The organism is Collinsella sp., assembly GCF_052346665.1.
Classification (GTDB): Bacteria; Actinomycetota; Coriobacteriia; order Coriobacteriales; family Coriobacteriaceae; genus Collinsella.
Genome location: NZ_DAWDUX010000034.1, coordinates 1 through 24291, shown reverse-complemented (window position 1 = coordinate 24291; position 24291 = coordinate 1). Strand labels below are relative to the sequence as shown.

Sequence of the window (24291 nt, the reverse complement as noted above, 5' to 3'; positions counted from 1 at the left end):
TCGGCCTTCATGGCGCTCATGGCAGCGTCGCGGGCACGTCGCTCCTGCGCGCGCAAGATTTGCTTGGGGTCCTCGAGGGTCGCCTCGACCATCGAGATGAGGTCGAGCGTGTACGTGGGGCTCTCGGGATCGAGCAGTTCGAGCGCGGCGAGCAAAAACGGGGAGAGCGGCTGGTCGAGGGCGAAGTCCTCGGGCAGGTCGACCGTGAGGTAATAAGCTGCCGGCCCGTCGAGGGGGTGACCAGTTGCGGCGTTCGTATCGCCGAGCGGTCGACCGTCGTTGTCGTCCGCGCCGTCATCCTCATTGGCCGTGGCGTCGAGTGCCCTGAGTGCATCTATGTTCTTTGGGGCCTCGGTGAGCGAGACCGTCTTGTCGCTCCCGATGCCGTTATCGGCGTCCGCCTCGGTTCCGCAGGCTTCGCGCACCACAACGCCCGCATCGATGAGCGTGGCAAAGATCTCGGCAGCCCGGAGCTTGAGCTTCGCCTTCTCCTCCGGGGTCTGCAGGGATGCCTCGATCAGCTCGAGGACGCGGGCCCAGGCGTCACCGCCCTGCTCGACCTCGGCGAGCACCACGGAGTGCGTGATGCGCAGCCTCGGCTTGAGCATCTCCGGTTCACTTTCGATGAGGCGCGTGAAGGTCGCCTCGTTCCAGGTGACAAAGCCCTCCGGCGGCTTCTTCTTCTTGAGCCTCTTCATCTTCTTGGGGTCGCCCATGGCCTTGAGCTCGGCTTTGTGGTTCTCGATCTCGAACTCGGGTGCCTCGGCGATGACGACGCCCTCGGTGTCAAAGCCCGACCGCCCCGCGCGCCCGGCGATTTGGTGGAATTCGCGTGAGCGCAGGCGGCGCTGCTTGCGACCGTCGAATTTGGTGAGGCCGGTGAGCAGGACGGTGTGGATGGGCACGTTGATGCCCACACCCAGGGTGTCGGTGCCGCAGATGACGGGCAGAAGGCCCTGCTGCGCAAGCTTTTCGACGAGCAGGCGGTAGCGCGGCAGCATGCCGGCGTGATGGAGCCCGACGCCACTGGAGATGAGGTGCTTCAAGGTCTTGCCGAACGCCGTGGTGAAGCGCCCGCCCTTGATCGCCTCCTTGATGGCCTCGCGCTGCTCTTTACTGGCGACGCCGTAGCTGGCGAGCGAGCGGGCAGACTGCAGGGCGGCGTCTTGCGAGAAGTGCACGATGTAGAGCGGGGAGTCCCCTTGGCGAAGTGCCAGCTCCACAGTGCCCTCGAGCGCGGTTTTGACGTACTCGTAAGAAAGCGGGATGGGTCGCGGGGCGTCGGCGATGAGCTCGAGGTCGCGGTCTGTTGTGCGGTTAAGGGTCTGGCCGATGGCGGTCATGTCGCCCAGGGTCGCACTCATGAGCAGGAATTGCGCGTGGGGCAGCGTGAGCAGGGGAACCTGCCAGGCCCAGCCGCGGTCGGGGTCGGAGAAGAAATGGAACTCGTCCATGGCGACGCAACCGACGTCGGTGTCCTCTCCCTCGCGCAGCGCCTGGTTGGCAAGGATCTCGGCAGTGCAGCAGATGATGGGGGCACCGGTGTTGATATGCGAATCGCCGGTGATCATGCCGACGTTGTCGCGGCCCAGGATATCGACCAGGTAGAAGAACTTCTCGCTGACGAGGGCCTTGATGGGGGCGGTGTAGTATGCACGCTGACCGCTCGCCATTGCCATGAACATCATACCGAGCGCGACGAGCGATTTGCCGGAACCGGTAGGCGTGCCGAGGATGACGTTGCTACCTGCAGCCAGGGCGAACAGCGCGTCCTCCTGATGCGGCCAGAGGTCGATGCCACGTGCGGCAACCCAGTCGATGAAGCGTTCGTAGGCTTTTTCTGACGTGAGCCAAGGTTCGAGTTCGGATCCGGGAGAACAGGTCCGTGCGACAGGGGCGTCGTCGCTGTCGAAGGGACCTTGCCCGTCAGCGTACTCATCGGTTGTGTTGCCGCTGGTGTCCGCAGCCTCGGGCTCCCACCAGCTTGGGGCAAGCGAACCAAGCGACCCGTGGGCGAAGGGGTCGAAGGCGTTTTGAGATTCAAGCTGCTTGGATGCGTCTGGCATGGGCAGGTCCGTTCTATAAGGCATTTTTCCTTCATTATGACGTAAAGATCGGGTTGCGGGATGCGATGGGATTGCGGGAGGGGGCCGCGCACGCGCGGCCCCCTCCTCCTGTTGTGATCACAGGGTTTCAAGACGCTTGTGGCGCGCTGGCTCAATTGTCCCGATGCACGACGGGGATGAGAAAGGTGTTGGCACGATGTGAGTTAGACAAACGATGATCGGGCCTGCGCAACATTTGGGTATTTTGACCACTTTCGTAAATCCACATGGACACGTGGGGCGTGGTGAGAAAAGCCTATGCAAATAGCAACTTAAATGCGGTCAGAATATGCATCTTTACGCGCGGCGAGATGGTGACGTCGGTTGCGCAGGTTGTCAATCGCGTAGCTCATGCCGTAGGGGATATATTCTCCGGCGAATAGGTCTTCGGGCAGATAGTCGATGAGGCTCTGCGGAAGTTCGAGTGCAGCCTGGAGTTGTTCCTGTGTGGCGGGTTGCGCTGCGGGCCGTGCATATACAGCGTGGACGGTCGCACCCTGCTCGGTTAGCCGCTGCTCGTACTCGGTGATGGGCTGATCGGGATGGGCGGCGCGGTCGTCGTGCGTGGCGCACGTTACATTCCATCCAATGGTCTTGAACTGCGGAAGAGAGAACTCATACAACGGCAGGCTATCGGTGCGCAGCGCGAGAATGCCGTCGGCTTTAAGCAGCGGTCGGTATCCATCGAGGTGCTCGGCGGTCGTTACGCGCAGGCGGGCGTTGCGTCGTTTAGGGTGCGGCGTGGGAAAGTTGATCGAGATGCTCGAGAGTTCGCCCGGGGCGAAGATGCGGTCGAGCCTGGCGGCGTCTCCGGGAATCACGAGGGCATTTTTGAGCCCACGATCGAGAACGAGCTGCGCGGCATGCACCACGCACACGGGTTCGCTGTCCATGCCGATAAAGAGCGTGTCCGGATGACGGGCGGCCATGGCGGCGATATAGGCTCCTTTTCCGCATCCAAGATCGAGATGCACCCGCTCAAAGCGCTCGGTGCCATGCTCGGTGAGCGGATGGCACGCTTCGGCCCAGCGCCCCCGATACGCTGCGGCACCAGTCTCGATGGCGTTGGCTGCGCGCTCGATGCGCTGGTCGAGGACGAAGTTTTTGGGCATACGTGCATGCATGGCGGAAAGGTCTCCTGGATATCGCGGCGCGCTGCACGGTGGAATGTGGCGCGGCGGCGGATGGCGGTCGTTGGCGTCCGATATGGCGGCTGCATGTTCGCGGCTGCCACTGGAGTGGCGCGCGCCATGCGTCTGAATGGGCGTCGTGCTCGAGTTCTCAATCAAGGCGTTCGAGCACGAGATACCGATTGAGGGTACCAGACGCGCCGTCCGAGGAGTAGCGCGCGACCTCCCGTACCTTGGTGCCCACAGATGCTACAAGCTCGTCGATCTCGCATTCGTCAAAGTGGTGACAGTAGCGCAGCGGAGAGGGGTCGGATTGCCATCCAAGGAAGTGGTCATTTGGCTCAAGCTGCGATATGTCGATATCCATGGCAAGCGCCTCGTCTGCCTTCAGAGCCTTGGCAGCAAGGCGCGTGTCGTTCATGAACTGCCAAAACGACAGGACGATCAGGCCGCCCACGCGTGCGTGTTCGATGAGTGCCTCGAACACGCGATGTCTGAGGTATGCGCTGGGCACATGGTGCATGAAGCCAAAGGAGACCGACAGGTCGCAGAGGGGGCATTCCGGGATTTTCGCGTTGCTCGAGACGAGGGTATCCAGGATGTCGCATTGGCGGAAGCGGCATGCGATGCGGTCGTTCTGACCATGCTCTGCCAGGGCGGCGCAGTTGTCCACCGCGTGAAACTCAAAGTCGATGCTGGGAAACGCGGTGGAGAGGAAATGCTCAAACCGCAGGTTGCCGCTTGCCATATCGAACACGAGGCGCGTCTGAGGCGCCGTCGCACCCACCCAGCCATGCTCGCGCAATATGCTTCCGAGCCGCTTCCAACCTTCCCATGGTGCCGACCTCGTGGCGGAAAAGGATGCTGCGTTATCCCGGTAAAAGCGGTTGTTGAGCGCGATGAGCGCCTGCGCGGTCGTGGTGTCCATGGGCCTCCTGGATTCCGTGAGTCGGTGCCGCGTCGAGTGGCTGCGTGTCTTTAGGGCGAGCGCATGCACCGTGAGGTTTCCCTATTGTAAGCTCCCACGTCCGCCGGAAGCGGTGCGCGGACGTCATATACAATGGACGCCATGGAACAGATTATCATGGACATATTGGCGGAGCTCCGGTCCGGACGCGCGGTCGACGATCGCGTGCTACTCAAGCTGAGTCATGCCGCCGCACGCCGGGAGCATGCCGACAAGCGCATGTTTGCCAAGCGTCGGCTTTTGCCGTTCTACCAGAGTGTTAAGCGCAACGATCAAAAGCGCTGGGAGGCGTGGGGCGTTACGCCCGAACTCGAAGAGCGCTTGCTCGCCGTGCTGCGCATGAAGCCTCGTCGCAGCGCCTCGGGTGTCGCAACGATCACGGTCATCACCAAGCCATGGCCCTGTGGTGGCGACTGCCTCTTTTGCCCCAATGACCTGCGCATGCCCAAGAGCTACCTGCACAACGAGCCGGCATGCGAACGCGCCGAGCAAAACTGGTTCGACCCGTATCTGCAGGTTACCTCCCGTCTGACGGCGTTGACGCAGATGGGACATGCTACAGACAAGATCGAGCTGATCGTTCTCGGCGGGACCTGGAGCGATTATCCACGGGAATACCAGGTCTGGTTCATCTCGGAACTGTTCCGCGCGCTCAACGAGTTTGACGAGGAGTCAGCGGCTTCCGACATCGCCGAGCGTCGGAGCTGGTACCGCAGCGCGGGGTTTCCGCAGAATGCGGAGCAGTTCGCGTTATTTGCGGAGGGTGCGCAGGAGGAGATCGCCGAAGGGGCCCTCTCCTACAACCACGCATTTCGGCTGCTGTACGGCAACAGCGAGCCGTGGCGTTTGGCCAGTCGCGCCCAGACGGCCACGTTCGATGAGCTCGAGCTGCGGCAACGCGAAAACGAGGGCGCACGTCATCGTGTGGTGGGCCTTGTAGTCGAGACGCGCCCCGATGCGATCACGCCCGCAGCCCTCATGCTGATTCGCCGCCTGGGTTGCACCAAGGTGCAAATGGGCATCCAGACGCTTGACCAGGAGATCCTTGACTTGAATGAGCGCGGCATCTCGATTGAGCGCATAGGGCGGGCATTTGAGTTGCTGCGCATCTTTGGCTTCAAGATCCACGCGCATGCCATGGCGAACCTGTTGGGGTCGACGCCCGAGCGCGATAAGGCCGACTACGACCGCCTGGTGCGGAGCGCACCGTTCCAGCCCGACGAAATCAAGCTCTACCCTTGTGCCCTCATCGACGGCTCCCGGCTCACCGAGCGCTATGAACTTGGCTTATGGCGCCCCTACACCGAGGGGGAACTGCTCGACGTGTTGGCGAGCGATGTCGCCGTCACGCCGCCGTTCTGCCGTATCTCCCGCATGATCAGGGATTTCTCGTCGCACGATATCGTGGCGGGCAACAAGAAGCCCAATTTGCGCCAACTCGTCGAGCGGAGCCTGCGCGACATGGGCAGTTCGGACGGCGTCCAGGAGATTCGATTTCGAGAGATCGGAACGAACGACATCGATCTGGGCGACCTGGTCCTCGATGTCGTCGGGTACGAGACGAGCAACACGCACGAACGCTTTTTGCAGTGGATCTTGCCCGACAACCGCATCGCCGGCTTCCTGCGCCTGTCTTTGCCGAGTGCCGCGTATGTGCAGCGTCTCGCGGATGAGGCGGGGAGCGAGGGCCTTCCCGTCCGCGCGGGCGAGGCCATGATTCGGGAAGTGCACGTGTATGGCATCGCTACGCAGCTTGGTGAGGATGGCACGTCAGCCCAGCATCTTGGGTTGGGGAGGCGGCTCATCGAACGCGCCTGTGACATCGCGCGCGAGGCGGGATACGAAAGCATTAACGTGATCAGCGCCGTGGGCACGCGCACGTATTATCGTCGCCTTGGGTTTAAGGACCACGGGCTTTATCAGCAAAGGAAGCTTTGATGGAAAAGAGGGGAAACACGGCCGCCGGTATTGCCGCGGGCGTGGCGTTTGGCGCCGTGGCCGTTGGCGCGGCGGCGATAGCCGTTGGATCGAAATGCCTTCAGGTCGCCCGCACGCACGCTGGATTGGCGCGCGTGAAGATGGTGCGCGGCGCCCAGGGAGAGCTCGTGCGCGTGTTGCAGCAGGGTGGGGTGTATCAAAGTGCCACCTATCTCGGTCGCCGCAGGTTCGAGCCCGTGTTCGAGTATATCCGCGCCTTCGATGCGATGTTTGAGGCGGAGGATTCCATGCGCGGCATCGTTGGCCATGGCATCGAACGAGTGCTCATGCTCGGAGGTGGTGGATACTCTTATCCCAAGCATGCGCTCGCCACCCATCGTTTGCTTGCCATGGACGTCGTCGAGCTTGACGCGTCGGTGACCCTGCTTGCTCGTCGATGGTTTTGCCTGGACGAACTTGAGCGCATGGCGGGAGACCGTCTGAGTCTCATCACCGCGGACGCTCGGTCGTATATGGGCGAGGCTCTTGCGGCGGGCATGCGGTACGACGTGGTCGTGAACGACTGCTTTGCCGGGTCGGAGCCAGTTCGGTCGCTCGTCACCGTGGAAGCCCTCTGCCAGGCAAAGGTGTGTCTCAACGAGGGCGGCCTGTACGTGGCCAACGTGGTATCGACCCACGGGGGCGAGAACATAGACTTCCTGCGTAACGTCGTTGCCACGGCTTCGGCGGTGTTCAAACGCGTCTGGGTCGTGCCCTGCGTGGATGAGGCCTTTGCGGGAGAAGATAACTACCTGGTGATCGCGAGTGACGTCGACGCTTACGATTTCGAGGGCGCGGTTCCCTTTGCTGCCGACTTCCTCGGTGAGGTGCTGCGCGACTAGCCGTACTGCGCGCTTCGCCATGCGTCGCGCCAGCCGAGCACGCGTTGCTTCATGCCCTCGATGTCGAGGACGCCCTCGGCGAAACCCTTGCGAACGAGCTCTTGCGGTAGGAATTCGTCGTACTTGTCGAAATACGGAACTTCGCCTGGGTACACGAGGTCAATGGGGTCGAATTCTGCTTCCGCCTCGGCGGCGACCGCTTCGAAAAACGTTTCGGGGTCCGCCTTCATCCTGAACTGCATGAAGTAAGGGCGCGAGGGATCGAGCCCCTTGAGCCCTAGCTCTCGCGCGCATTTGATCTTGAGCAGCCGCTCGAGTGCCAGGAAAGCGTAACTTCCGAGCCAGGGGAACAACGCCCAGGTGTCTCCACCAAGATTGATGAGGGGGCTTGAGGCGCGCCCGGTGATGCCCGCGTTGGATGCCACGTGTCGAGCCTGTGCCAGTCGAACCCGCGCGTTCTCCATGATGTAGGGATAGACGTCACGCTCCGCGAGCGCGCGCCTCATGCGTTCCAGGACATACGTGTCGATATCGCCCGCGCAATCGCCAAAGTACGCTGGAACGCGGCCTTTGATCTGCGTGCAGTACACGAGGTGACGCTTCCAGTCGACCTCCTCGACCAGCCAGCAGTGCCCGGCGATGGCGATGCGCTCGCCAGCGGGTGGCGGATTCACAATCGTGCCGAGTTCCGCCGACTCGCATCTCACCGTGAACTCCTCGTTTTCCTGGAACACCGCGTAGAACTTGAATGAGTTGGTGAGCCGTTCACCGGCGAGGCCCACAATCAAGCCGCCGTTTTCGGTCGCCTCGATATGGTCGGTTTCCAAAAGATGCCGCAAGAGGCAACGGAGGTCGTCGGCATCGACGCGATGGAAGTATGAGAGCGTCAACACGCGTGCGGCGAGCTCGGCGGGAGTGAGTTCCCCGCAGCTGGCGAGCGTGCTCATGACCTGATGGTAGAGCAGGCTGTACGGAAGGCGATCAAGCGCGGGTGGTTCGACCCAGTGCTCCTCGCGGTAGAGCTGCACGAGCGCGATGCCCTGCAAGAGCTTCCAAGGGATGGTTTCGGGCAGCATGGAGCGGGGTTCGGGTTGCTCTTCGCGCATCACGAAGTGCATCTCGGGTGGAAGGTCGCGGCGTCCGGTGCGCCCCATGCGCTGCAGGAAGCTCGAGACGGTAAAGGGGGCATCGATTTGGAACGCGCGCTCGAGGCGTCCGATGTCGATGCCCAGCTCGAGCGTCGCGGTGGTGACGGTGGTCTGCGCCTGCTCTTCGTCGCGCATGAGCTCCTCCGCCGATTCACGATACGCCGCCGAGAGATTACCGTGGTGGATGAGGAAGCGGTCGGGTTCGTGATTGGCCTCGCAATATGCACGCAGGTTGGCGCAGACGGACTCCGCCTCCTCTCGCGAGTTTACGAACACCAGGCATTTGCTGCCGCGGGTCCGCTCGAAGATGTATCCAAGACCCGGGTCGGCATCTTGCGGCGCCAAATCGGTCCGCGCGGCGAGTTCGGTTGCGGTTGGTGCGTCGATGCGGACATCATCGGGCGCGGGAAGGCTGCGCCGCGCACCGTCGTCGATTACGTCCGCCTCCTGCGCCCGTGCGCCGTCTAGGGCACGCTCCGCCGCCTGCGGTCCGCCAATGTAGAAATGCTCCATGGATAGACGCCACGTCTTGCGCGTCTTCTCAAAGCGGGGGATGACACATCCACGACCCGTTCCGCTGGAGAGGAATGCCCCCGTGCGTTCGGGGTCACCGATGGTGGCGGAAAGTCCGATGCGGCGCGGATTCACGCCCGCCATGCGCGAGAGGCGTTCGATGAGGCAGAGGGCCTGCCCGCCGCGATCGCCGCGCAGCAGTGAATGCACCTCATCGATGACCACGTAGCGAAGGTCTCCAAAAAGCCGCCCAATCGCCGCGTGCTTGTGGAGCAAGAGGGCCTCGAGCGACTCGGGCGTGATTTGCAGGATGCCGCTCGGGTGCTTGAGCAGCTTCGCCTTGTGCGAAGCGGCAACATCGCCATGCCAGTGCCAGACGGGGATATCGGCCTCTTCGCAGAGGTCGTTCAGGCGGTAGAACTGGTCGTTGATAAGAGCTTTGAGCGGGCCGATGTAGAGCGCCCCGACCGTTGCGGGCGGGTTCTCCCAAAACTCGGTGAGTATGGGGAAGAAGGCGGCTTCGGTCTTGCCCGAGGCGGTCGAGGCGGTGAGCAGCACGTTCTCATCTGTGTTGAAGATGGCATCTGCTGCGGCGACTTGGATCGACCGGAGGTTCTCCCAGCTATGCGAGTAGATGAAGTCCTGTACAAACGGCGCGTATCGATCGAATGTGTTCAAGCTGCCTCCCGGACTAGATGGTGAATTCCGCGAAGGGGGTCGTGTTGCTCGGCGCGCTGGCGTCCGCGACGCCGACGGTGCCAGATGCCATCAACTCATGAAGATCGGTATTAGGGTTTTGGCACATGATGTCTAGCAGCTCGATGAAATCGCGAATCACCTCGCGCGGGGTGAGGTGCGTCTCTGCGCCCACACGCCCGAACTCGATGGTGAGGAACTCCACTAAGTCCGCATCGCGAAGCGTGCACGTATATCCAAAATAGCCGGCGTGTATCTGCGCAATCTTCTCGATGAGCACGAGTAGCTCCTCGTAGGTGAGGGGCTGCAGGCGAATGATGGGCGCCAACATGTCGCGCATCCCCTCGCGTGCGAAGCGGCCTTGGGTAAGGCGGCTTCGCAATGCCTCGTAGGAGAAGACGCCCCGTCTGCGGTCTTCGATGGACGTGGGGGTGCCTCCCATGATGATGCCCAGGTGATGAGCTTTGCCCTGCAGGGTATCGTTGTACATCTGCAGGATCTTCTCGTAGTTGTACTGGCGCGTGACGGCATTTGGGATCTTATAGAGGTTGACCAGCTCGTCGATGAGGACGAGCAGACCTTTGTAGCCCGCCCCCGTGAGGAAGCGCGCCAGCAGCTTGACGTAGTCGTACCAGGTGTCGTCGTCGATGATCGCGGTGACCCCCAGCTCGGAGCGCGCCTCCGTCTTGGTGCGGTATTCGCCGCGCAACCATTTGACGGCGAGTGCCTTGGTCTCCTCGTCTCCCGTGGATACGGCGTTGCGGTAGATGCCCAGCACGCGGCTGAACTCATATCCGTGGACCATCTCCTCGATGGCGGCGAATTGGGCGCGTATCGAAGTGCCGGCAGGCGTGCTACCTGCGACATGTCCGTTTGACACATCCCCTTTTGACATGTCTTCCCTCGAAGCGTCTTCCGCCTCGAGATTCTGCACCCAGCGGTCGAGGATCAGGTTGAGTGCACCGCCCTCGGGACGGGTCTTGGTCGAGAGGTTGCGCACCAGTTCGCGGTAGGTCGCCAAACCCTGGCCCTGGCCGCCTTGCAGTCGGCGCTCTGGGGAGAGATCCGCATCTGCCACAACAAAGCCCTCGCCCATGGCGTGCGTGCGGATAGTCTGCAACAGGAAGCTCTTTCCCGCTCCATACCGGCCAACGAGGAAGCGGAAGCTTGCTCCGCCGTCGGAGATGAGCGAGAGGTCGGTGAGCAAGGCTTGAATTTCGAACTCGCGCCCCACGGTGATGTAGGGCAGGCCTATGCGCGGCACGACGCCGCCTTTGAGCGAGTTAAGGATGACGGCGGCCACGCGTTTGGGGACGCGGGGCGCGGTGGTGATCTGGTCAGTCATGGGCAAGGAATTCCTCCACGTCTTCGCGATAATCCTCGATGAGCTCGGGGCCGGATGCCCCGTATTCGATCGTGGTGTCGCCTATCAGGTCGAACAAGGCATCGTTGATGGCGTCCACGGCCATGTCCTCGGATGTCCCCAGCACCTGGAGTGCATCGCGCGCACCTGGGGCGTCACCCTCCGCAAGGGATCTGAGATACGACTCCTGCCCGGGGGTCAATGGCCGGGCGGCGTGAACTCTGGGCACCGGCGCGGGAGGGACGGGGGGCTCGATGGGGGTTCGCGCCCGCTCGATACCGTCTTCCTGGGGTGCGGTGACTGGGCTTTGTGGCTCGGCGAGCGCGTTCGATGGGCGGCCTTCGTCGGCCGATCCACAAGAGGAGACGATGGTGCCCGTCCCTTCACGCTCTTCATCGATGAGCAGAGACTCGCGCGTGGATACCGCCGCGCGTCGGATGTCGGCCAGCTGAGAGAGGTCAATGGTGATGTGCCGCGGCGCGTGTGCCGCATGCCAGCTCATCCACGCGGCCACTTCCTCATCGATGAACTTCTCCAGGTACTTGGGAAGCGGCTTGGTCTCTTTGAGCGGATGCTCGTATCCGAGCGCCGTCCGCAGACTACGGTCGACCGCGCGCATGCATATGCCGAGCTTGGGGCTGCACGAGCGGCTTCCGTGGATTCGCTCGCACGTCCATATGCCGTTTTGACATCGGTACCGATGGATCTCGTCAAGTTGATACACGGTGTCTACGTGACGCCGGGGTGAAAAGAAGACGGCTGAGCCGAACATGGTGTAGGGCAGAGCGACCTCCTCTCCAAACCAGCTCTCGAGTAGCGTATTCTTTCGTTGCCTGCGATAGTAGTCGCTCGTGCGGACAAATACCGCGCACGCAACGTGGCGAAGTCCGTCGGGGTTATCCCGGTACAGGCGGCTTCCACTGAGCTTATAGGTAGATAAGGCATCGATGGCGTCGAACAGCTCGCTTTCGAGCGCCTTGTCGCAGGGGAGCGGCATGGCCGAGGCCCCCCGTTTCTTGCGTTCGTTTTTGATCAGGCGCGTTAACTCACGAGAGCGATCGTCTGCGCGGCGCAGTGCGATGATCGCGCGGTCGAATGCCAGGGTCTTGTATGGTTCGAGCAGCTCTACAGGCAGGTCGTGGTAAACGACGTAGTCCTGCAGCCAGACGCCGGCGAACCGATCGATTTCCGGGGCGAAGGCGCGATATGCCTGACAGAAAGATTCGAATGCATCGAACCCCTCGCGCGGGTTGGCGACACCGATCCCGTTGATGAGTTCGTAGAGATAGACGTAGGCGAACGAGAGGGAGGTCTCCTGTACCGTCCCGCGGCGAACGGCGGACCTCCAGGTGAAATATCCGCGGAGTTGGCGGTCACTCATGGCATTGTATGTGGGGAAATATGACTTGAAGTTCCCATGATAGGGGCAATCGTCCTCATAATCCGCCATAAAGATGCCCTGTCGGTAGAACAGTTCGGCCTCTGAGAGCCAGCGTCCCCGACCGGCTGGCCCCTCGGGCTCCCAACGGGAGATCTCCCGCATTTTGCGATAGCGTTCGGGCAGGTAGGATGCCATGCGATTGCCCGTGATGAGGATTGGCTCATCCGTGTACACGCGGTCGGAAAAATGGGAACTCGCCCGAAAGCGCTCGTCTGCCAGGATGCGGTCGATGAGCTCCTGGGCATCGGGCTTCGTGCCGTTCAAAGGTCTCATGGCACCTCCCTCATGCGTTCGCGGCCTTGCTCGTGTATCTACTCAGTCTAGCATAAGAGCAAACAGATGTTCGTATTTTTTGCGCACGCGGTCTCGGTGTGCGACCCCAATGCCTTGGCTCCGCATGCGGGGACTCCTTGGGCACCGCACAATGATTTCTCAAGCATTCTTACAAAAGCGCAAGCCCACCGTAAGGCAAATCGATGGTAGCAAATGGGCAGATAGCAGATGATGTCCTCAGAAACGGATACGTGTCGGGCCCGGTACCCGTCACGTGCGTGGACGTAGTTGTTTTAAGGAGGCATCATGGGCACGCGTAATCCATATGAGGTCGATCGATATGCGGCATGCAGCGGGAAATCCACTCGCGGGATCCGCGGCGCCATTTCCAATGCTGCCGGCATGATTGGCTGTCTGTTCACCATGGGCGCGCTCTTCTTTGGCATGCTCTACGTGCTGTGGAGGGCATCCGGGCATTGAGATGCGCATCGATGAACGGATAATTGTTACGCGTTCCTTTCGCATGAACTGCTGCCGTGCTTAAGGGGCAGACCATTATAATTTCTTCGCCTACAGCGTGCCCCCACGTCGCGATCGATGTGGGGGCGATCATATGAAGAGACGAGGGGATGTATGGAAAAGCCGACGAGAAACGGTCTCGTGCCGAACGATGGCATGAACTCGAAGGACCGTGCTGGCGGAGCATTGACGATACGGGAGCTCATGCCGCTCGTGGGGCTCACGTTTTCCGCGTTCATCTTGAACACCTCGGAGTTCATGCCCATTGGGCTGCTCACCGATATTGCCGGTAGCTTTTCCATCAACGAGGCGACCTGCGGCCTCATGATCACCGCCTATGCCTGGGCGGTGATGCTGTTGTCGCTGCCGCTCATGATGGCCGCATCGCGTATCGAGTTCAAGCGCCTGCTGCTCGGCGTGCTCGTGGTGTTCGCCATCGGTCAGTTCCTCTCCGCTATAGCGCCCACGTTCGCCATCCTCACGCTCGCCCGCATCGTGGTGGCGAGCGCCCATGCCATTTTCTGGTCGATCGCCTCGGTCATGGCGACGCGCCTGGTCGATGTGAGCCACGGTTCGCTCGCCATCGGCATGATCGCCACGGGGTCCTCCATTGCGCAGATCTTCGGTTTGCCCCTGGGGCGCGCAATCGGCCTCGCGTTGGGATGGCGTATGACGTTCGCCGTGGTGGGAGCCATCGCCGTCGCCATTATCGTGTACCTCGCCGCCGCCTTGCCCCTCATGCCCGCGGGGGAGCCCTTTACGCTTTCCCGCTTACCCCGCATGCTTAAGAATCGCCTGCTCGTGACCGTGTACGTGGTCACCATGCTGTTCGCGACCGGCTATTACACCTGCTACAGCTACATTGAGCCCTTCCTGCACCAGGTCGCGTCGTTCGATTCCGGTATGATCACCATGTCGCTGACGGTCTTCGGTTTCGCCGGCATCTTGGGCAGCATGCTCTTTTCCCGTTTCTACGATGGCAAGAGTCGTCCCTTCCTCGCGCTTTCTATTGCCGGAGTTGCTTTGGCCCTGGCGGGGCTCCGCCCTCTGGCAGGGAGCGTCGCTACGGTGCTCGTCATGTTCCTGCTGTGGGGCTGCTGCGGTACGGCGTTCAACGTGGCATTTCAGGCGGAGATCATCAAGGGTGTCGAGGAGGATGAGTCGTCCGTCGCCATGTCGATCTTCTCGGGCCTGTTCAACTTTGGTATCGGTGCCGGCTCGGCGCTCGGCGGCGTCGTTGTGACGAATCTGTCCGTCGGTGCGGTGGGTTTGGTGGGCGCTGCGATCGTCGCAGCGTGCTGGGTCATCACCGTTGCTGGGCTGTTTCGCCTCATGGGGCGTCGCGGCTGTGCTGTGTAGAAGGCGCCCGGGTGCCATTGGGCGCCCGTGCAATCTCCGATGTGAGAAAACATCGGTTTGAAATCCCCTTAGTCGTTTCAAACCCCTGATTTCTCACAAAAATCAGACTGGTAATGTGATTTATCAGAGGTTTGAAATATGGGGCTTGCTTCAAATTCCTGTTAACTCAGCTCGGCGGCACCGTGTTCGAGCTAGTGTATACTGTCGCAAGCTAAAGTGACGCGGTGCGCACCGGACGCTCCGTCAGCGACGGATGTGCCCAGGTGGTGCCCGTATATCCAGGACGGAGAGCGACCTCATGGCAGAACCTATCACCTTGCATACCGGCGGCGTGTACCTGGTGGACGGCGAGACGGTCATCCCCGAGGAATGTGCGCTCGAGGCCGTCGAATCGACGCTCGAGTTCCCCGACCCAGACGTGGCGCGCGAGGGCACGATCGCGTACGGCATCCTCGCCGAGCACAACACGAGCGGCGACATGGCCCATCTCAAGCTGCGGTTCGACGCCCTGGCGAGCCATGACATCACGTACGTTGGCGTCATACAGACGGCCAAGGCGTCGGGCATGACCGAGTTCCCCGTCCCCTACGTGCTCACCAACTGCCACAACACCCTGTGCGCCGTCGGCGGCACCATCAACGAGGACGACCACGTCTTCGGGCTTTCCGCCGCGAAGAAGTACGGCGGAATCTTCGTGCCCCCGCACATCGCCGTCATCCACCAGTACATGCGCGAGATGCAGGCGGGCTGCGGCAAGATGATCCTCGGCACCGACTCGCACACCCGATACGGAGCCCTGGGCACCATGGCCATCGGAGAGGGCGGCGGCGAGCTGGTCAAGCAGCTCCTGTGCGACACCTACGACGTGGCGTACCCGCGCGTGGTCGCCGTGTACCTGAAGGGCGCCCCGCAGCCCGGCGTCGGCCCCCAGGACATCGCGCTCGCCATCATCCGGTCGGTCTTCGCATGCGGCTACGTCAAGAACTCCGTCATGGAGTTCGTCGGCCCCGGCATCGCCAGCATGCCGACCGATTACCGCAACGGCGTGGACGTCATGACCACCGAGACCACGTGCCTCACCTCCATCTGGCGCACGGACGAAGACACGGCCGCCTATCTGCGCGAGCACGGCCGCGGCGGGGATTACCGCGAGCTCAACCCCGCGCGCATCGCCTACTACGACGGCTGCGTCGAGGTGGACCTCTCCGCGGTGCGCCCCATGATCGCGCTGCCGTTCCACCCCTCGAACGCCTTCACCATCGATGAACTCAACGCCAGCCTCCCCGATATCCTGCGCGAGGTCGAGGTCAACGCCGAGCAGGTCGGCGGCGGCCGCGCGTCGCTGTCCCTCGTCGACAAGATCCGCCCGGATGGGCGCCTGCAGGTCCAGCAGGGCGTCATCGCGGGATGCTCGGGCGGCAATTTCACCAACGTGATGCAGGCCGCCCGCGCGCTGAAGGGAAAGAGCTGCGGCAACGGAGAGTTCGCCCTCTCGGTGTATCCGAGCTCCCAGCCCGTGTTCCTCGAGCTGGCGGCAAACGGCGCCGCGTTCGACCTCATGCAGTCGGGCGCCATCGTGCGCACCGCCTTCTGCGGTCCGTGCTTCGGCGCGGGCGACACGCCGGCGAACAATGGCCTGTCCATCCGCCACACCACTCGCAATTTCCCCAACCGCGAGGGATCGAAGCCGGGCGCGGGTCAGCTTACGGGAGTCGCCCTCATGGACGCCCGCTCCATCGCCACGGCGGCGGCAGGTGGCGTGCTCACCGCCGCGACCGACCTTCCCGCGGAGATCTGGGACGAGCATGTCGAGTACCGCTTCGACGCGAGCGCCTACGAGCATCGCGTGTACAACGGGTTCGGCAGGGGCGAGGCGGCGCGCGAGCTTGTGTACGGTCCCAACATCAAGGATTGGCCCGAGATGGAGCCGCTTGCCGAGAATATCCTCCTGCGCGTCGCGTCCAAGATCATGGACGACGTGACGACGACCGACGAGCTCATCCCCTCGGGCGAGACGAGCTCGTACCGATCCAACCCGCTCGGCCTGGCCGAGTTCACGTTGAGCCGCCGCGATCCCGACTACGTCGGCCGCGCGAAGGAGACGGCGGGCATCGAGCGCGAGCGCCTGTCGGCCGGGGAGGGCGCTGCCGCCTCGGTTCCCGCCGCCGTCGCCCCCGTGTTCGACGCGTTGTCCGCCGCGGATGCCCTGGAGGGCGTCGAGCCCGGGGAGGTGGAGATCGGGTCGATGATCTACGCTGTGAAGCCCGGCGACGGGTCCGCCCGCGAGCAGGCGGCGAGCTGCCAGCGCGTCCTCGGCGGCCTTGCCAACATCACGCGCGAGTACGCCACCAAACGCTATCGCTCGAACGTGATGAACTGGGGCATGGTGCCGTTCCAGATGGAGGGCGAGCCGAACTTCGAGGTGGGGGACTACGTGTACGTGCCCGGCATCCGCTCGGCGCTCGACGGCGATCTGGGCGACATCCCCGCATGGGTCGTGCGCGCCGGGGGCGAGGTCGAGGAGATCTCCCTGTTCATCGCTGACATGACCCCCGAGGAGCGCGCCATCGTCAAGGCGGGCTGCCTCATCAACTACAACCGCGACCGCGCTAAGTAGGATGATTGGTGTCGTTCCCGCGCAGTAGCGCGCTGCTCCGTTTGCGACCTGATTCGACTGTCGTCGGTAGAAACGCGTCCGTGTGAAGGGTCTCGTCCGCTTATCGGGCGAGACCTTTTTGCTCATGGCATTGCTGCAGAAGGAATAAAAACGCAAATGCGGGGTTAATTACGGCAACGGCGTGTAGAGTAAAAAAGCGGCAACCCTTTTACCTGCGATTTTCATATACATTCATTGACTTATACTTTTCCGATCCGGATTTTATCCGCGCATTTGTGCTTTTCTCTCCCCTGGGTGTCCCTGCAGATTCCGTGGCGGCACCTTTTTCGGCTTTGTGACGGTGGTTGCCGGGAAAACTCCATAAAGATGATTCGCAGACGTCCCCATGACGTTGCTGCCACGAGAACATGGAGATTAGCGCTATGTCACGAGTTCAGATGGAGCGCCACCTTGCTGGGCAGAAGCTGTCCGGCAAAGTGGCGTTTGTCGCAACGCTGCTGTTTCCAATCCTCGGCGTCGCCTGCCTGCTGCTCTCGGAGCAGGTTGCCGCGCACCTGCCGCACATCCTTGGAGCCGTCATGCTGTTCGTCGGCGCCGCGGATATCTTCACGGACCTGCTCGATAAGGGCAGCGTCCCCGACAAGATCACGGTCGGCACGGATGTCGTCATGATCGTCCTCGGCGTCGTCACCCTGCTCAACACGACGGAGTCGCTCAACGTCATCGCCGTCATGTGGGGCCTACTCGGCCTCGAGAAGGCGGCGCACGAGATCGACGAGTCGCTCGAGGCGCGCGCATCGAGCGGGGAATGGCTCGTGCCACTGGCGACGGGCGCCTTCGAGCTCGTACTCGGCACGATGCTGCTCATCGCCCCCATCGCGAACCTCGGCCATCACGTGCTCCTGCTCGGCCTGGAGCTCATCGTGTTCCCGTTTCACGTGCACGCCGCGAGCTGAGTCGAATCGGTCCAGCTGGACTTTCCGTTTGCATACCACAATCAGCTTCGGACGAGGCGATTTGTCGGGTATCGGTGATGTTTTCGCATAATGTGCACGTTGCAGGTACCATAGGCGGGTATCGAATAATCCCGATCGCTGGGCATGCATGCGCCGCACGCGCGCTCCCGCTCGGAAAGGAACCTCGAAGATGAAGGCTATCATCCCCGCCGCCGGCCTCGGCACCCGCTTCCTGCCCGCCACCAAGTGCACCCCCAAGGAGATGCTGCCGGTCCTCGACAAGCCGGTCATCCAGTACGTGGTGGAGGAGGCCCTCGACCCCGAGGAGGTCGACGGCGCCATCATCGTGACGAGCCCCGGCAAGCCCGAGCTGCTCAACTACTTCCAGCCCGACCGCTCGCTCGAGTCCCTGCTGCGCGAGCGCGGCAAGGCCGGCTACGCCGACGCCATCGCCCATGCCGGCAACATGCCCGTGGACTTCCGCTACCAGTACGAGCCGCGCGGCCTCGGCCACGCCATCCGCTCCGCCGCCGACGCCTGCGCGGGCGAGCCTTTCCTCGTCCTGCTGGGCGACTACGTGGTCCCGAACAAGGACATCTGCGGCAAGATGCTTGAGGTCTCCAAGGCCCATGGCGGCGCGAGCGTCATCGCCGTCGCCCCGTGCGCGCCCGAGCAGGTGGACCGCTACGGCGTCATCGCCGGCGACTGCGTCGGCACCCTCGAGGGCTGCGAGGGAGCGGGGGAGACCGAGCCCGGCGCCGTGTGGCGCATCGGCGGCCTGGTGGAGAAGCCGAGCCCCGAGGCCGCTCCCTCCAACCTCTACATCGTCGGCCGCTACCTGCTGAGCCCGCTCGTGATGGAGCTCCTCGCCAACCAGCAGCCCGGCAAGGGCGGCGAGATCCAGCTCACCGACGCCATGGCGCGCAGCCTCGACCGCGAGGCCATGTACGCCGTCGTGATCGACCCGCTCTCCGGCTACGACACCGGCACCCCCTCCGGCTGGATCGCCACCAACGCCCTCATGGCCGCCGGCGACCCGCGCTTCGCCGACGAGTTCTGGGCCGCCATCGACGAGCGCGGCGGTCTGGAGCGCTAGGCTTCGTCTAGATTCACCCAAAATACATGAACACCTGTTCGATGCATATGCGTTGAGCAGGTGTTTCTCTATAGAAAAAGTTAGCTAGTCCAAAACACCCCATGAGTCAAGCATTTTCTTGCCGAACGGAATCGACCTGCTAAACTAATAGGTTGCCTTACCTGGCGGAGCTATGCGTATAGCCCGTGAGAGCACTGGGAAAGGGTGATGTGCGCCAAGCACCGCCCCGAGGACGACGTGCGGCACGCACCCGTCCGCCCGATATGTGCCAAACGGACGAACGGCCGCGCCCCGTCGGATCAACCGCCTTTCCCAAGAAGGAGGAAACACCTGGTGCCGAAAGCAAACGCTACCAAGACCGTGACCGCCACCGAGCGCACACGCGTCAACTTCGGGAAGATCCCGGAGACCATGGAGCTGCCGAACCTCATCTCCGTACAGAAGGAAAGCTTCGAGCGCTTCAAGGACGAGGGCCTTCGCGACGCCTTTAGGGAGTCCAGCCCCATCCAGAGCCAGAACCACCAGCTCGAGGTGACCTTCGGTCACCACCAGTTCGGCGACCCGTCCCACAGCGTGGACGAGTGCCGCGAGAAGGACATGACCTACCAGGCCCCGCTGTTGACCGAGGTCCGTCTCACCAACAAGGAGACGGGCGAGATCAAGGAGCAGCTCGTCTTCATGGGCGACTTCCCCATGATGACCGACCAGGGCACCTTCATCATCAACGGCACGGAGCGCATCGTCGTCTCCCAGCTCGTCCGCTCCCCGGGTGTGTACTACAGCTCCGAGATGGACGGCGGCAAGCAGGTCTACAAGGCCCAGATCATCCCGGCCCGCGGTGCCTGGCTCGAGTTCGAGGTCGACAAGCGCGACCAGCTCGTCGTCTCCATCGACCGCAAGCGCAAGCAGAGCGCAACGATGTTCCTGCGTGCCCTGGGCATCGCTGTCACCAACGACGACATCTTCGAGCTGCTGGGCGACTCCGACGTCATCAAGCGCACCATCGAGCGCGACACCGCCCTTACCCGCGAGGACGCCCTCATCGAGATCTATCGTCGCCTGCGCCCCGGCGAGCCGCCGACCGTCGACGCCTCCCGTAGCCTCCTCGAGGGCCTGCTGTTCAACCCGCAGCGCTACGATCTCGCTCGCGTCGGTCGCTACAAAGTCAACAAGAAGCTCGGCCTCGCCACCGAGGAAGAGGTCTCCGTCCTTACCGACGAGGACATCATCGCGACTCTGCGCTACCTGCTGAGTCTCGCCGCCGGCGAGCCCGGCTTCAAGGTCGACGACATCGACCACTTCGGTAACCGCCGCATCCGCACCGTTGGTGAGCTCGTCGCCAACCAGTTCCGCATCGGCATGAGCCGTATGGAGCGCGTCGTGCGCGAGCGCATGAGCTCTCAGGACATCGATGAGATCACTCCCCAGAGCCTCATCAATATCCGCCCGATCGTGGCCTCCATCAAGGAGTTCTTCGGCTCCTCGCAGCTCTCTCAGTTCATGGACCAGGCCAACCCGCTGACCGGCCTTACCCATAAGCGCCGTCTGTCCGCGCTCGGCCCCGGCGGCCTTGCCGGCCACAAGTCCGGCTCCAGCCGCCGCACCAACGTGCCTACGGCCGTCCGCGACGTTCACAACTCGCACTACTCTCGTATGTGCCCCATCGAGACGCCCGAAGGCCCCAACATCGGCCTGATCGGCTCCCTGGCGCTGTACGCTCGCGTGAACGAGTACGGCTTCATTGAGGCCCCGTACCGTAAGATCGAGAACGGCGTCGCCACCGACCAGATCGACTGGATGACCGCCGATGAGGAAGAGAACCACATCATCGCTCCGGCGAACACCCCGATCGATCCCAAGACCGGCGAGCTGGTAACCGTCGACGCCGAGGGTAACCTCGTTCGTCCGCACACCGTCGTCGCCCGTACCCGCGACTTCGATGGCTCCTTCGGTGCCCCTGCAGACGTTCCGGTCGAGGACGTCGACTATATGGACGTCTCGCCGCGTCAGATGCTCTCCGTCGCGGCAACGCTCATTCCGTTCCTCGAGCACGACGACGCCAAGCGTACCCTCATGGGCGCGAACATGCAGCGTCAGGCCGTGCCGCTGGTTCACCCGGTCGCTCCCTACATCGGCACCGGCATGGAGGCTCGCGCCGCCATCGACTCCGGCGAGGTTACCTTGGCCAAGCACGCCGGCGAGGTCATCTTCGCCGATGCGGCCAAGATCACGGTGAAGACCTCTGAGGGCATGGACACCTATAAGCTGCCCAAGTACCAGCGCTCCAACCAGTCCACCTGCATCAACCACCGCCCGCTCGTACGTGTGGGCGATCAGGTCGTGCAGGGTCAGCCGCTGGCCGACGGCCCCTCCACCGACCACGGTGAGCTCGCACTCGGCCAGAACCTGACCGTGGCTTACATGCCGTGGGAGGGCTTCAACTACGAGGACGGCATCATCGTCTCCGAGCGTCTGGTCTCCGAGGACCTGCTCACCACCATCAACATCTCCCGCTATGAGCTCGATGCCCGCGACACCAAGCTGGGCCCCGAGGAGATCACGCGCGAGATCCCGAACCTGTCCGAGGACATGCTGTCCGACCTCGACGAGGACGGCATCATTCGCATTGGTGCCGAGGTCAAGGCCGGCGACATCCTGGTCGGCAAGGTCTCTCCCAAGGGCGAGAGCGCGCTGACCGCCGAGGAGCGCCTGCTCCGCGCCATCTTTGGCACCAAGGCGCACGACGTTCGCGACACCTCCCTCAAGATGCCCCATGGCGCTGAGGGTCGCGTCATCGACGTCGTCCGCTTCAGCCGCGAGAACGGCGACGACCTCGCCCCCGGCGTCAACGAGCAGGTCCGCGTCTACGTCGCGCAGCGCCGTAAGATCCAGCAGGGCGACAAGATCGCCGGTCGTCATGGCAACAAGGGCGTCATCTGCGAGGTTCTGCCCGTGGAGGACATGCCTTACATGGCCGACGGCACCCCGGTCGACGTCATCCTGAACCCGCTGGGCGTCCCGTCCCGTATGAACGTGGGCCAGCTCCTCGAGTGCCACCTCGGCTGGGCCGCGGCCTGCGGTTGGGACACCGAGTCCGCCGACTCCGACACGTACATCCCCGGCCCGTTTTTTGTCTCCACGCCCGTCTTCGACGGCGCCCGTGAGGACGAGATCGCCGAGGTTATCCGTCGTGCCAACAAGAACATGCTGAATCTCGCCTCCGAGCGCTTCGGCGAGCACATGAACCCCTCGTTCGTGACCCAGCTCGACGAGCGCGGCAAGACCGTCCTGTACGACGGCCGTTCCGGCGAGCAGTTCCGCGAGCCCATCACCGTGGGTACGTCCTATATCCTCAAGCTCGGCCACATGGTCGATGACAAGATCCACGCTCGCTCGACGGGCCCCTACAGCCTCGTTACCCAGCAGCCGCTGGGTGGTAAGGCCCAGTTCGGCGGCCAGCGCTTCGGCGAGATGGAGGTCTGGGCGCTTTACGCGTACGGTGCCTCCAACGTGCTCCAGGAGATCCTCACGGTAAAGTCGGACGACACGGTCGGCCGCGTCAAGACCTACGAGGCGATCACCAAGGGCGAGAACGTCCCCATGGCCGGTATCCCCGAGTCCTTCAAGGTTCTTGTCAAGGAGATCCGCTCCCTGGCGCTCGATATCGAGCCCATTCGCGATGTCGAGCCCGAGCTGCCCGTCGCCGTCGAGGCCGAGGGCGCTTCCGAGCTCGATGACAATGACCTGCCCTCGATCGACGAGGCCGACACCTCCGCCGATGCGGCCGATGCCATCCTCGATGAGCTCGCCGCCACCACCACCGATAAGGAGTAGTTGACTGTGGCAGATTTCGAAGCTACTGATTTTGATTCGGTAAAGATCTCGCTCGCTTCCGCCGACAAGATCCGCTCGTGGTCGCGCGGCGAGGTCAAGAAGCCCGAGACCATCAATTACCGTACCCTCAAGCCCGAGAAGGACGGCCTGTTCTGCGAGAAGATCTTCGGTCCCGCCAAGGACTGGGAGTGCTCCTGCGGCAAGTACAAGGGCATCCGTTTCAAGGGCATCGTCTGCGAGCGCTGCGGCGTCGAGGTAACCACGGCCAAGGTGCGCCGCGAGCGCATGGGCCACATCGAGCTGGCGGCTCCCGTCAGCCATATCTGGTACTTCAAGAGCCCCGTCTCGTTCCCGATGAGCCGCATGCTCGACATAAAGTCCAAGGACCTCGAGAAGGTGCTGTACTTCGCGAGCTATATCATCACGCACGTCGACTATGAGGCCCGTGAGGCCGACGCCGACGACCTGCGTGAGGAGCTCGCCGCCGACCTGGAGGAGATCGACGCCGAGTGCGCCCGCCAGATCGAGAGCCTCAAGGCGCAGGGCAACCCCGAGAACTTCGACGAGTTCTCCGACGAGGAGCCCCTCACGCCCGAGGAAATCGCTGCGGGTATTGTCGATATCCAGGAGGAGTGCCGCGATGAGAAGGACCTCCGCTCCGAGGCCTTCCAGGCGTTCATGCAGCTCAACGAGCGCGACCTCGTCTCCGACGAGCCGCTGTTCCGCGAGATGAAGCGCTACTACTCCATGTACTTCAAGGGCGACATGGGCGCCGAGGCCATCCGCGACCTCCTCGCCTCCATCGACCTCGAGCAGGAGGCCGCGACCCTCAAGGCCATCATCGCCGACGAGGATTCCCAGAAGCAGAAGCGTGAAAAGGCCGTCAAGCGCCTCGAGGTCGTCGATGCCTTCCTCAAGGGCGGCAACGACCCCGCGAACATGATCCTCGACGTCATCCCGGTCATTCCGCCGGATCTGCGCCCGATGGTCCAGCTCGACGGCGGCCGCTTTGCCGCGTCCGACCTCAACGACCTGTACCGTCGCGTGATCAACCGTAACAACCGACTCAAGCGCCTGCTTGACCTGGACGCTCCTGCGATCATCGTGAACAACGAGAAGCGCATGCTCCAGGAGTCCGTGGACGCCCTGTTCGACAACGGCCGTCGTGGTCGCCCGGTCTCTGGCCGTGGCGGTCGTCCGCTCAAGTCGCTCGCCGAGGCCCTCAAGGGCAAGCAGGGCCGCTTCCGCCAGAACCTGCTTGGTAAGCGCGTTGACTACTCCGGCCGTTCGGTTATTGTTACCGACCCCAAGCTCAAGCTGCATCAGTGCGGTCTGCCCAAGACGATGGCCCTGGAGCTGTTCCAGCCCTTCGTCATGAAGCGCCTGACTGAGCTAGGCAAGGTGGAGAACATCAAGGGCGCCAAGCGCGCCATCGAGCGTCGCGCCTCCTTTGTG

At 62.8% G+C, this 24291-nt stretch carries 14 protein-coding genes and 1 pseudogene; 9 read left to right on the top strand and 6 right to left on the bottom strand.

Annotation, left to right across the window (positions count from 1 at the left end; translation table 11 throughout):
* The 3 genes from ACT8II_RS07130 to ACT8II_RS07120 all read right to left on the bottom strand — a co-directional run.
* A partial coding sequence (locus ACT8II_RS07130) for a DEAD/DEAH box helicase (protein WP_443813500.1) occupies window positions 1-2066 on the bottom strand: 2066 nt, incomplete at its 3' end.
* Between the two features lie 311 nt (window positions 2067-2377).
* Complete coding sequence (gene trmB / locus ACT8II_RS07125) at window positions 2378-3229, bottom strand: tRNA (guanosine(46)-N7)-methyltransferase TrmB (protein ID WP_118654279.1); 852 nt, start codon at window positions 3227-3229, stop codon at window positions 2378-2380.
* 157 nt (window positions 3230-3386) lie between these two features.
* Window positions 3387-4163 (bottom strand): hypothetical protein, encoded by a 777-nt coding sequence (locus ACT8II_RS07120; protein WP_294123851.1) that lies wholly within the window; start codon window positions 4161-4163, stop codon window positions 3387-3389.
* Window positions 4164-4304: 141 nt separating this feature from the next.
* On the opposite strand from ACT8II_RS07120, the gene ACT8II_RS07115 reads away from it, so the two are divergent.
* The gene (locus ACT8II_RS07115; RefSeq protein WP_294123852.1) at window positions 4305-6140 is read left to right on the top strand and encodes an elongator complex protein 3; all 1836 of its coding nucleotides are present in this window, start codon (window positions 4305-4307) and stop codon (window positions 6138-6140) included.
* On the top strand, window positions 6140-7021 hold the full coding sequence (locus ACT8II_RS07110; RefSeq protein WP_443813499.1) for a spermidine synthase: 882 nt from the start codon (window positions 6140-6142) through the stop codon (window positions 7019-7021). The genes ACT8II_RS07115 and ACT8II_RS07110 overlap by 1 nt, the downstream gene beginning before the upstream one ends.
* Here the strand turns inward: ACT8II_RS07110 and ACT8II_RS07105 are convergent.
* The 3 genes from ACT8II_RS07105 to ACT8II_RS07095 are packed head-to-tail and all read right to left on the bottom strand — an operon-like array spanning window position 7018 to window position 12455.
* Complete coding sequence (locus tag ACT8II_RS07105; protein ID WP_443813497.1) at window positions 7018-9360, bottom strand: DEAD/DEAH box helicase; 2343 nt, start codon at window positions 9358-9360, stop codon at window positions 7018-7020. The genes ACT8II_RS07110 and ACT8II_RS07105 overlap by 4 nt on opposite strands.
* Before the next feature lie 13 nt (window positions 9361-9373).
* Window positions 9374-10723: an ATP-binding protein gene (locus ACT8II_RS07100; RefSeq protein ID WP_294158789.1), complete on the bottom strand. Its 1350-nt coding sequence runs from the start codon at window positions 10721-10723 to the stop codon at window positions 9374-9376.
* Window positions 10716-12455 carry a TerB N-terminal domain-containing protein gene (locus tag ACT8II_RS07095; protein WP_118654273.1) on the bottom strand — a complete coding sequence of 580 codons (1740 nt, stop codon included), beginning with the start codon at window positions 12453-12455 and terminating at the stop codon, window positions 10716-10718. The genes ACT8II_RS07100 and ACT8II_RS07095 overlap by 8 nt, the downstream gene beginning before the upstream one ends.
* A 306-nt stretch (window positions 12456-12761) precedes the next feature.
* Between ACT8II_RS07095 and ACT8II_RS07090 the strand changes: the two genes are divergently transcribed.
* The 7 genes and pseudogenes from ACT8II_RS07090 to ACT8II_RS07060 form a co-directional block, all read left to right on the top strand.
* Window positions 12762-12935 (top strand): hypothetical protein, encoded by a 174-nt coding sequence (locus ACT8II_RS07090; protein WP_158574850.1) that lies wholly within the window; start codon window positions 12762-12764, stop codon window positions 12933-12935.
* A 153-nt stretch (window positions 12936-13088) separates the two neighbouring features.
* Complete coding sequence (locus tag ACT8II_RS07085) at window positions 13089-14333, top strand: MFS transporter (RefSeq protein ID WP_233546238.1); 1245 nt, start codon at window positions 13089-13091, stop codon at window positions 14331-14333.
* 298 nt (window positions 14334-14631) lie between these two features.
* Window positions 14632-16950 carry a hydratase gene (locus ACT8II_RS07080; RefSeq protein ID WP_443813496.1) on the top strand — a complete coding sequence of 773 codons (2319 nt, stop codon included), beginning with the start codon at window positions 14632-14634 and terminating at the stop codon, window positions 16948-16950.
* A gap of 422 nt (window positions 16951-17372) precedes the next feature.
* The gene (locus ACT8II_RS07075; protein WP_294158782.1) at window positions 17373-17906 is read left to right on the top strand and encodes a DUF308 domain-containing protein; all 534 of its coding nucleotides are present in this window, start codon (window positions 17373-17375) and stop codon (window positions 17904-17906) included.
* A 190-nt stretch (window positions 17907-18096) separates the two neighbouring features.
* Window positions 18097-19002 carry a UTP--glucose-1-phosphate uridylyltransferase gene (locus tag ACT8II_RS07070; RefSeq protein WP_118654270.1) on the top strand — a complete coding sequence of 302 codons (906 nt, stop codon included), beginning with the start codon at window positions 18097-18099 and terminating at the stop codon, window positions 19000-19002.
* Window positions 19003-19335: 333 nt separating this feature from the next.
* Complete coding sequence (rpoB, locus tag ACT8II_RS07065; RefSeq protein WP_118654269.1) at window positions 19336-22836, top strand: DNA-directed RNA polymerase subunit beta; 3501 nt, start codon at window positions 19336-19338, stop codon at window positions 22834-22836.
* Between the two features lie 6 nt (window positions 22837-22842).
* Window positions 22843-24291: pseudogene (locus ACT8II_RS07060) on the top strand (DNA-directed RNA polymerase subunit beta'); the annotation flags it as partial.

Excerpts from the sequence above, each read along its gene's own strand:
- trmB (WP_118654279.1), bottom strand. The coding sequence starts at position 3,229 with ATGCATGCACGTATGCCCAAAAACTTCGTCCTCGACCAGCGCATCGAG.
- ACT8II_RS07120 (WP_294123851.1), bottom strand. The coding sequence starts at position 4,163 with ATGGACACCACGACCGCGCAGGCGCTCATCGCGCTCAACAACCGCTTT.
- ACT8II_RS07115 (WP_294123852.1), top strand. The coding sequence starts at position 4,305 with ATGGAACAGATTATCATGGACATATTGGCGGAGCTCCGGTCCGGACGC.
- ACT8II_RS07110 (WP_443813499.1), top strand. The coding sequence starts at position 6,140 with ATGGAAAAGAGGGGAAACACGGCCGCCGGTATTGCCGCGGGCGTGGCG.
- ACT8II_RS07100 (WP_294158789.1), bottom strand. The coding sequence starts at position 10,723 with ATGACTGACCAGATCACCACCGCGCCCCGCGTCCCCAAACGCGTGGCC.
- ACT8II_RS07095 (WP_118654273.1), bottom strand. The coding sequence starts at position 12,455 with ATGAGACCTTTGAACGGCACGAAGCCCGATGCCCAGGAGCTCATCGAC.
- ACT8II_RS07090 (WP_158574850.1), top strand. The coding sequence starts at position 12,762 with ATGGGCACGCGTAATCCATATGAGGTCGATCGATATGCGGCATGCAGC.
- ACT8II_RS07085 (WP_233546238.1), top strand. The coding sequence starts at position 13,089 with ATGGAAAAGCCGACGAGAAACGGTCTCGTGCCGAACGATGGCATGAAC.
- ACT8II_RS07080 (WP_443813496.1), top strand. The coding sequence starts at position 14,632 with ATGGCAGAACCTATCACCTTGCATACCGGCGGCGTGTACCTGGTGGAC.
- ACT8II_RS07075 (WP_294158782.1), top strand. The coding sequence starts at position 17,373 with ATGTCACGAGTTCAGATGGAGCGCCACCTTGCTGGGCAGAAGCTGTCC.
- ACT8II_RS07070 (WP_118654270.1), top strand. The coding sequence starts at position 18,097 with ATGAAGGCTATCATCCCCGCCGCCGGCCTCGGCACCCGCTTCCTGCCC.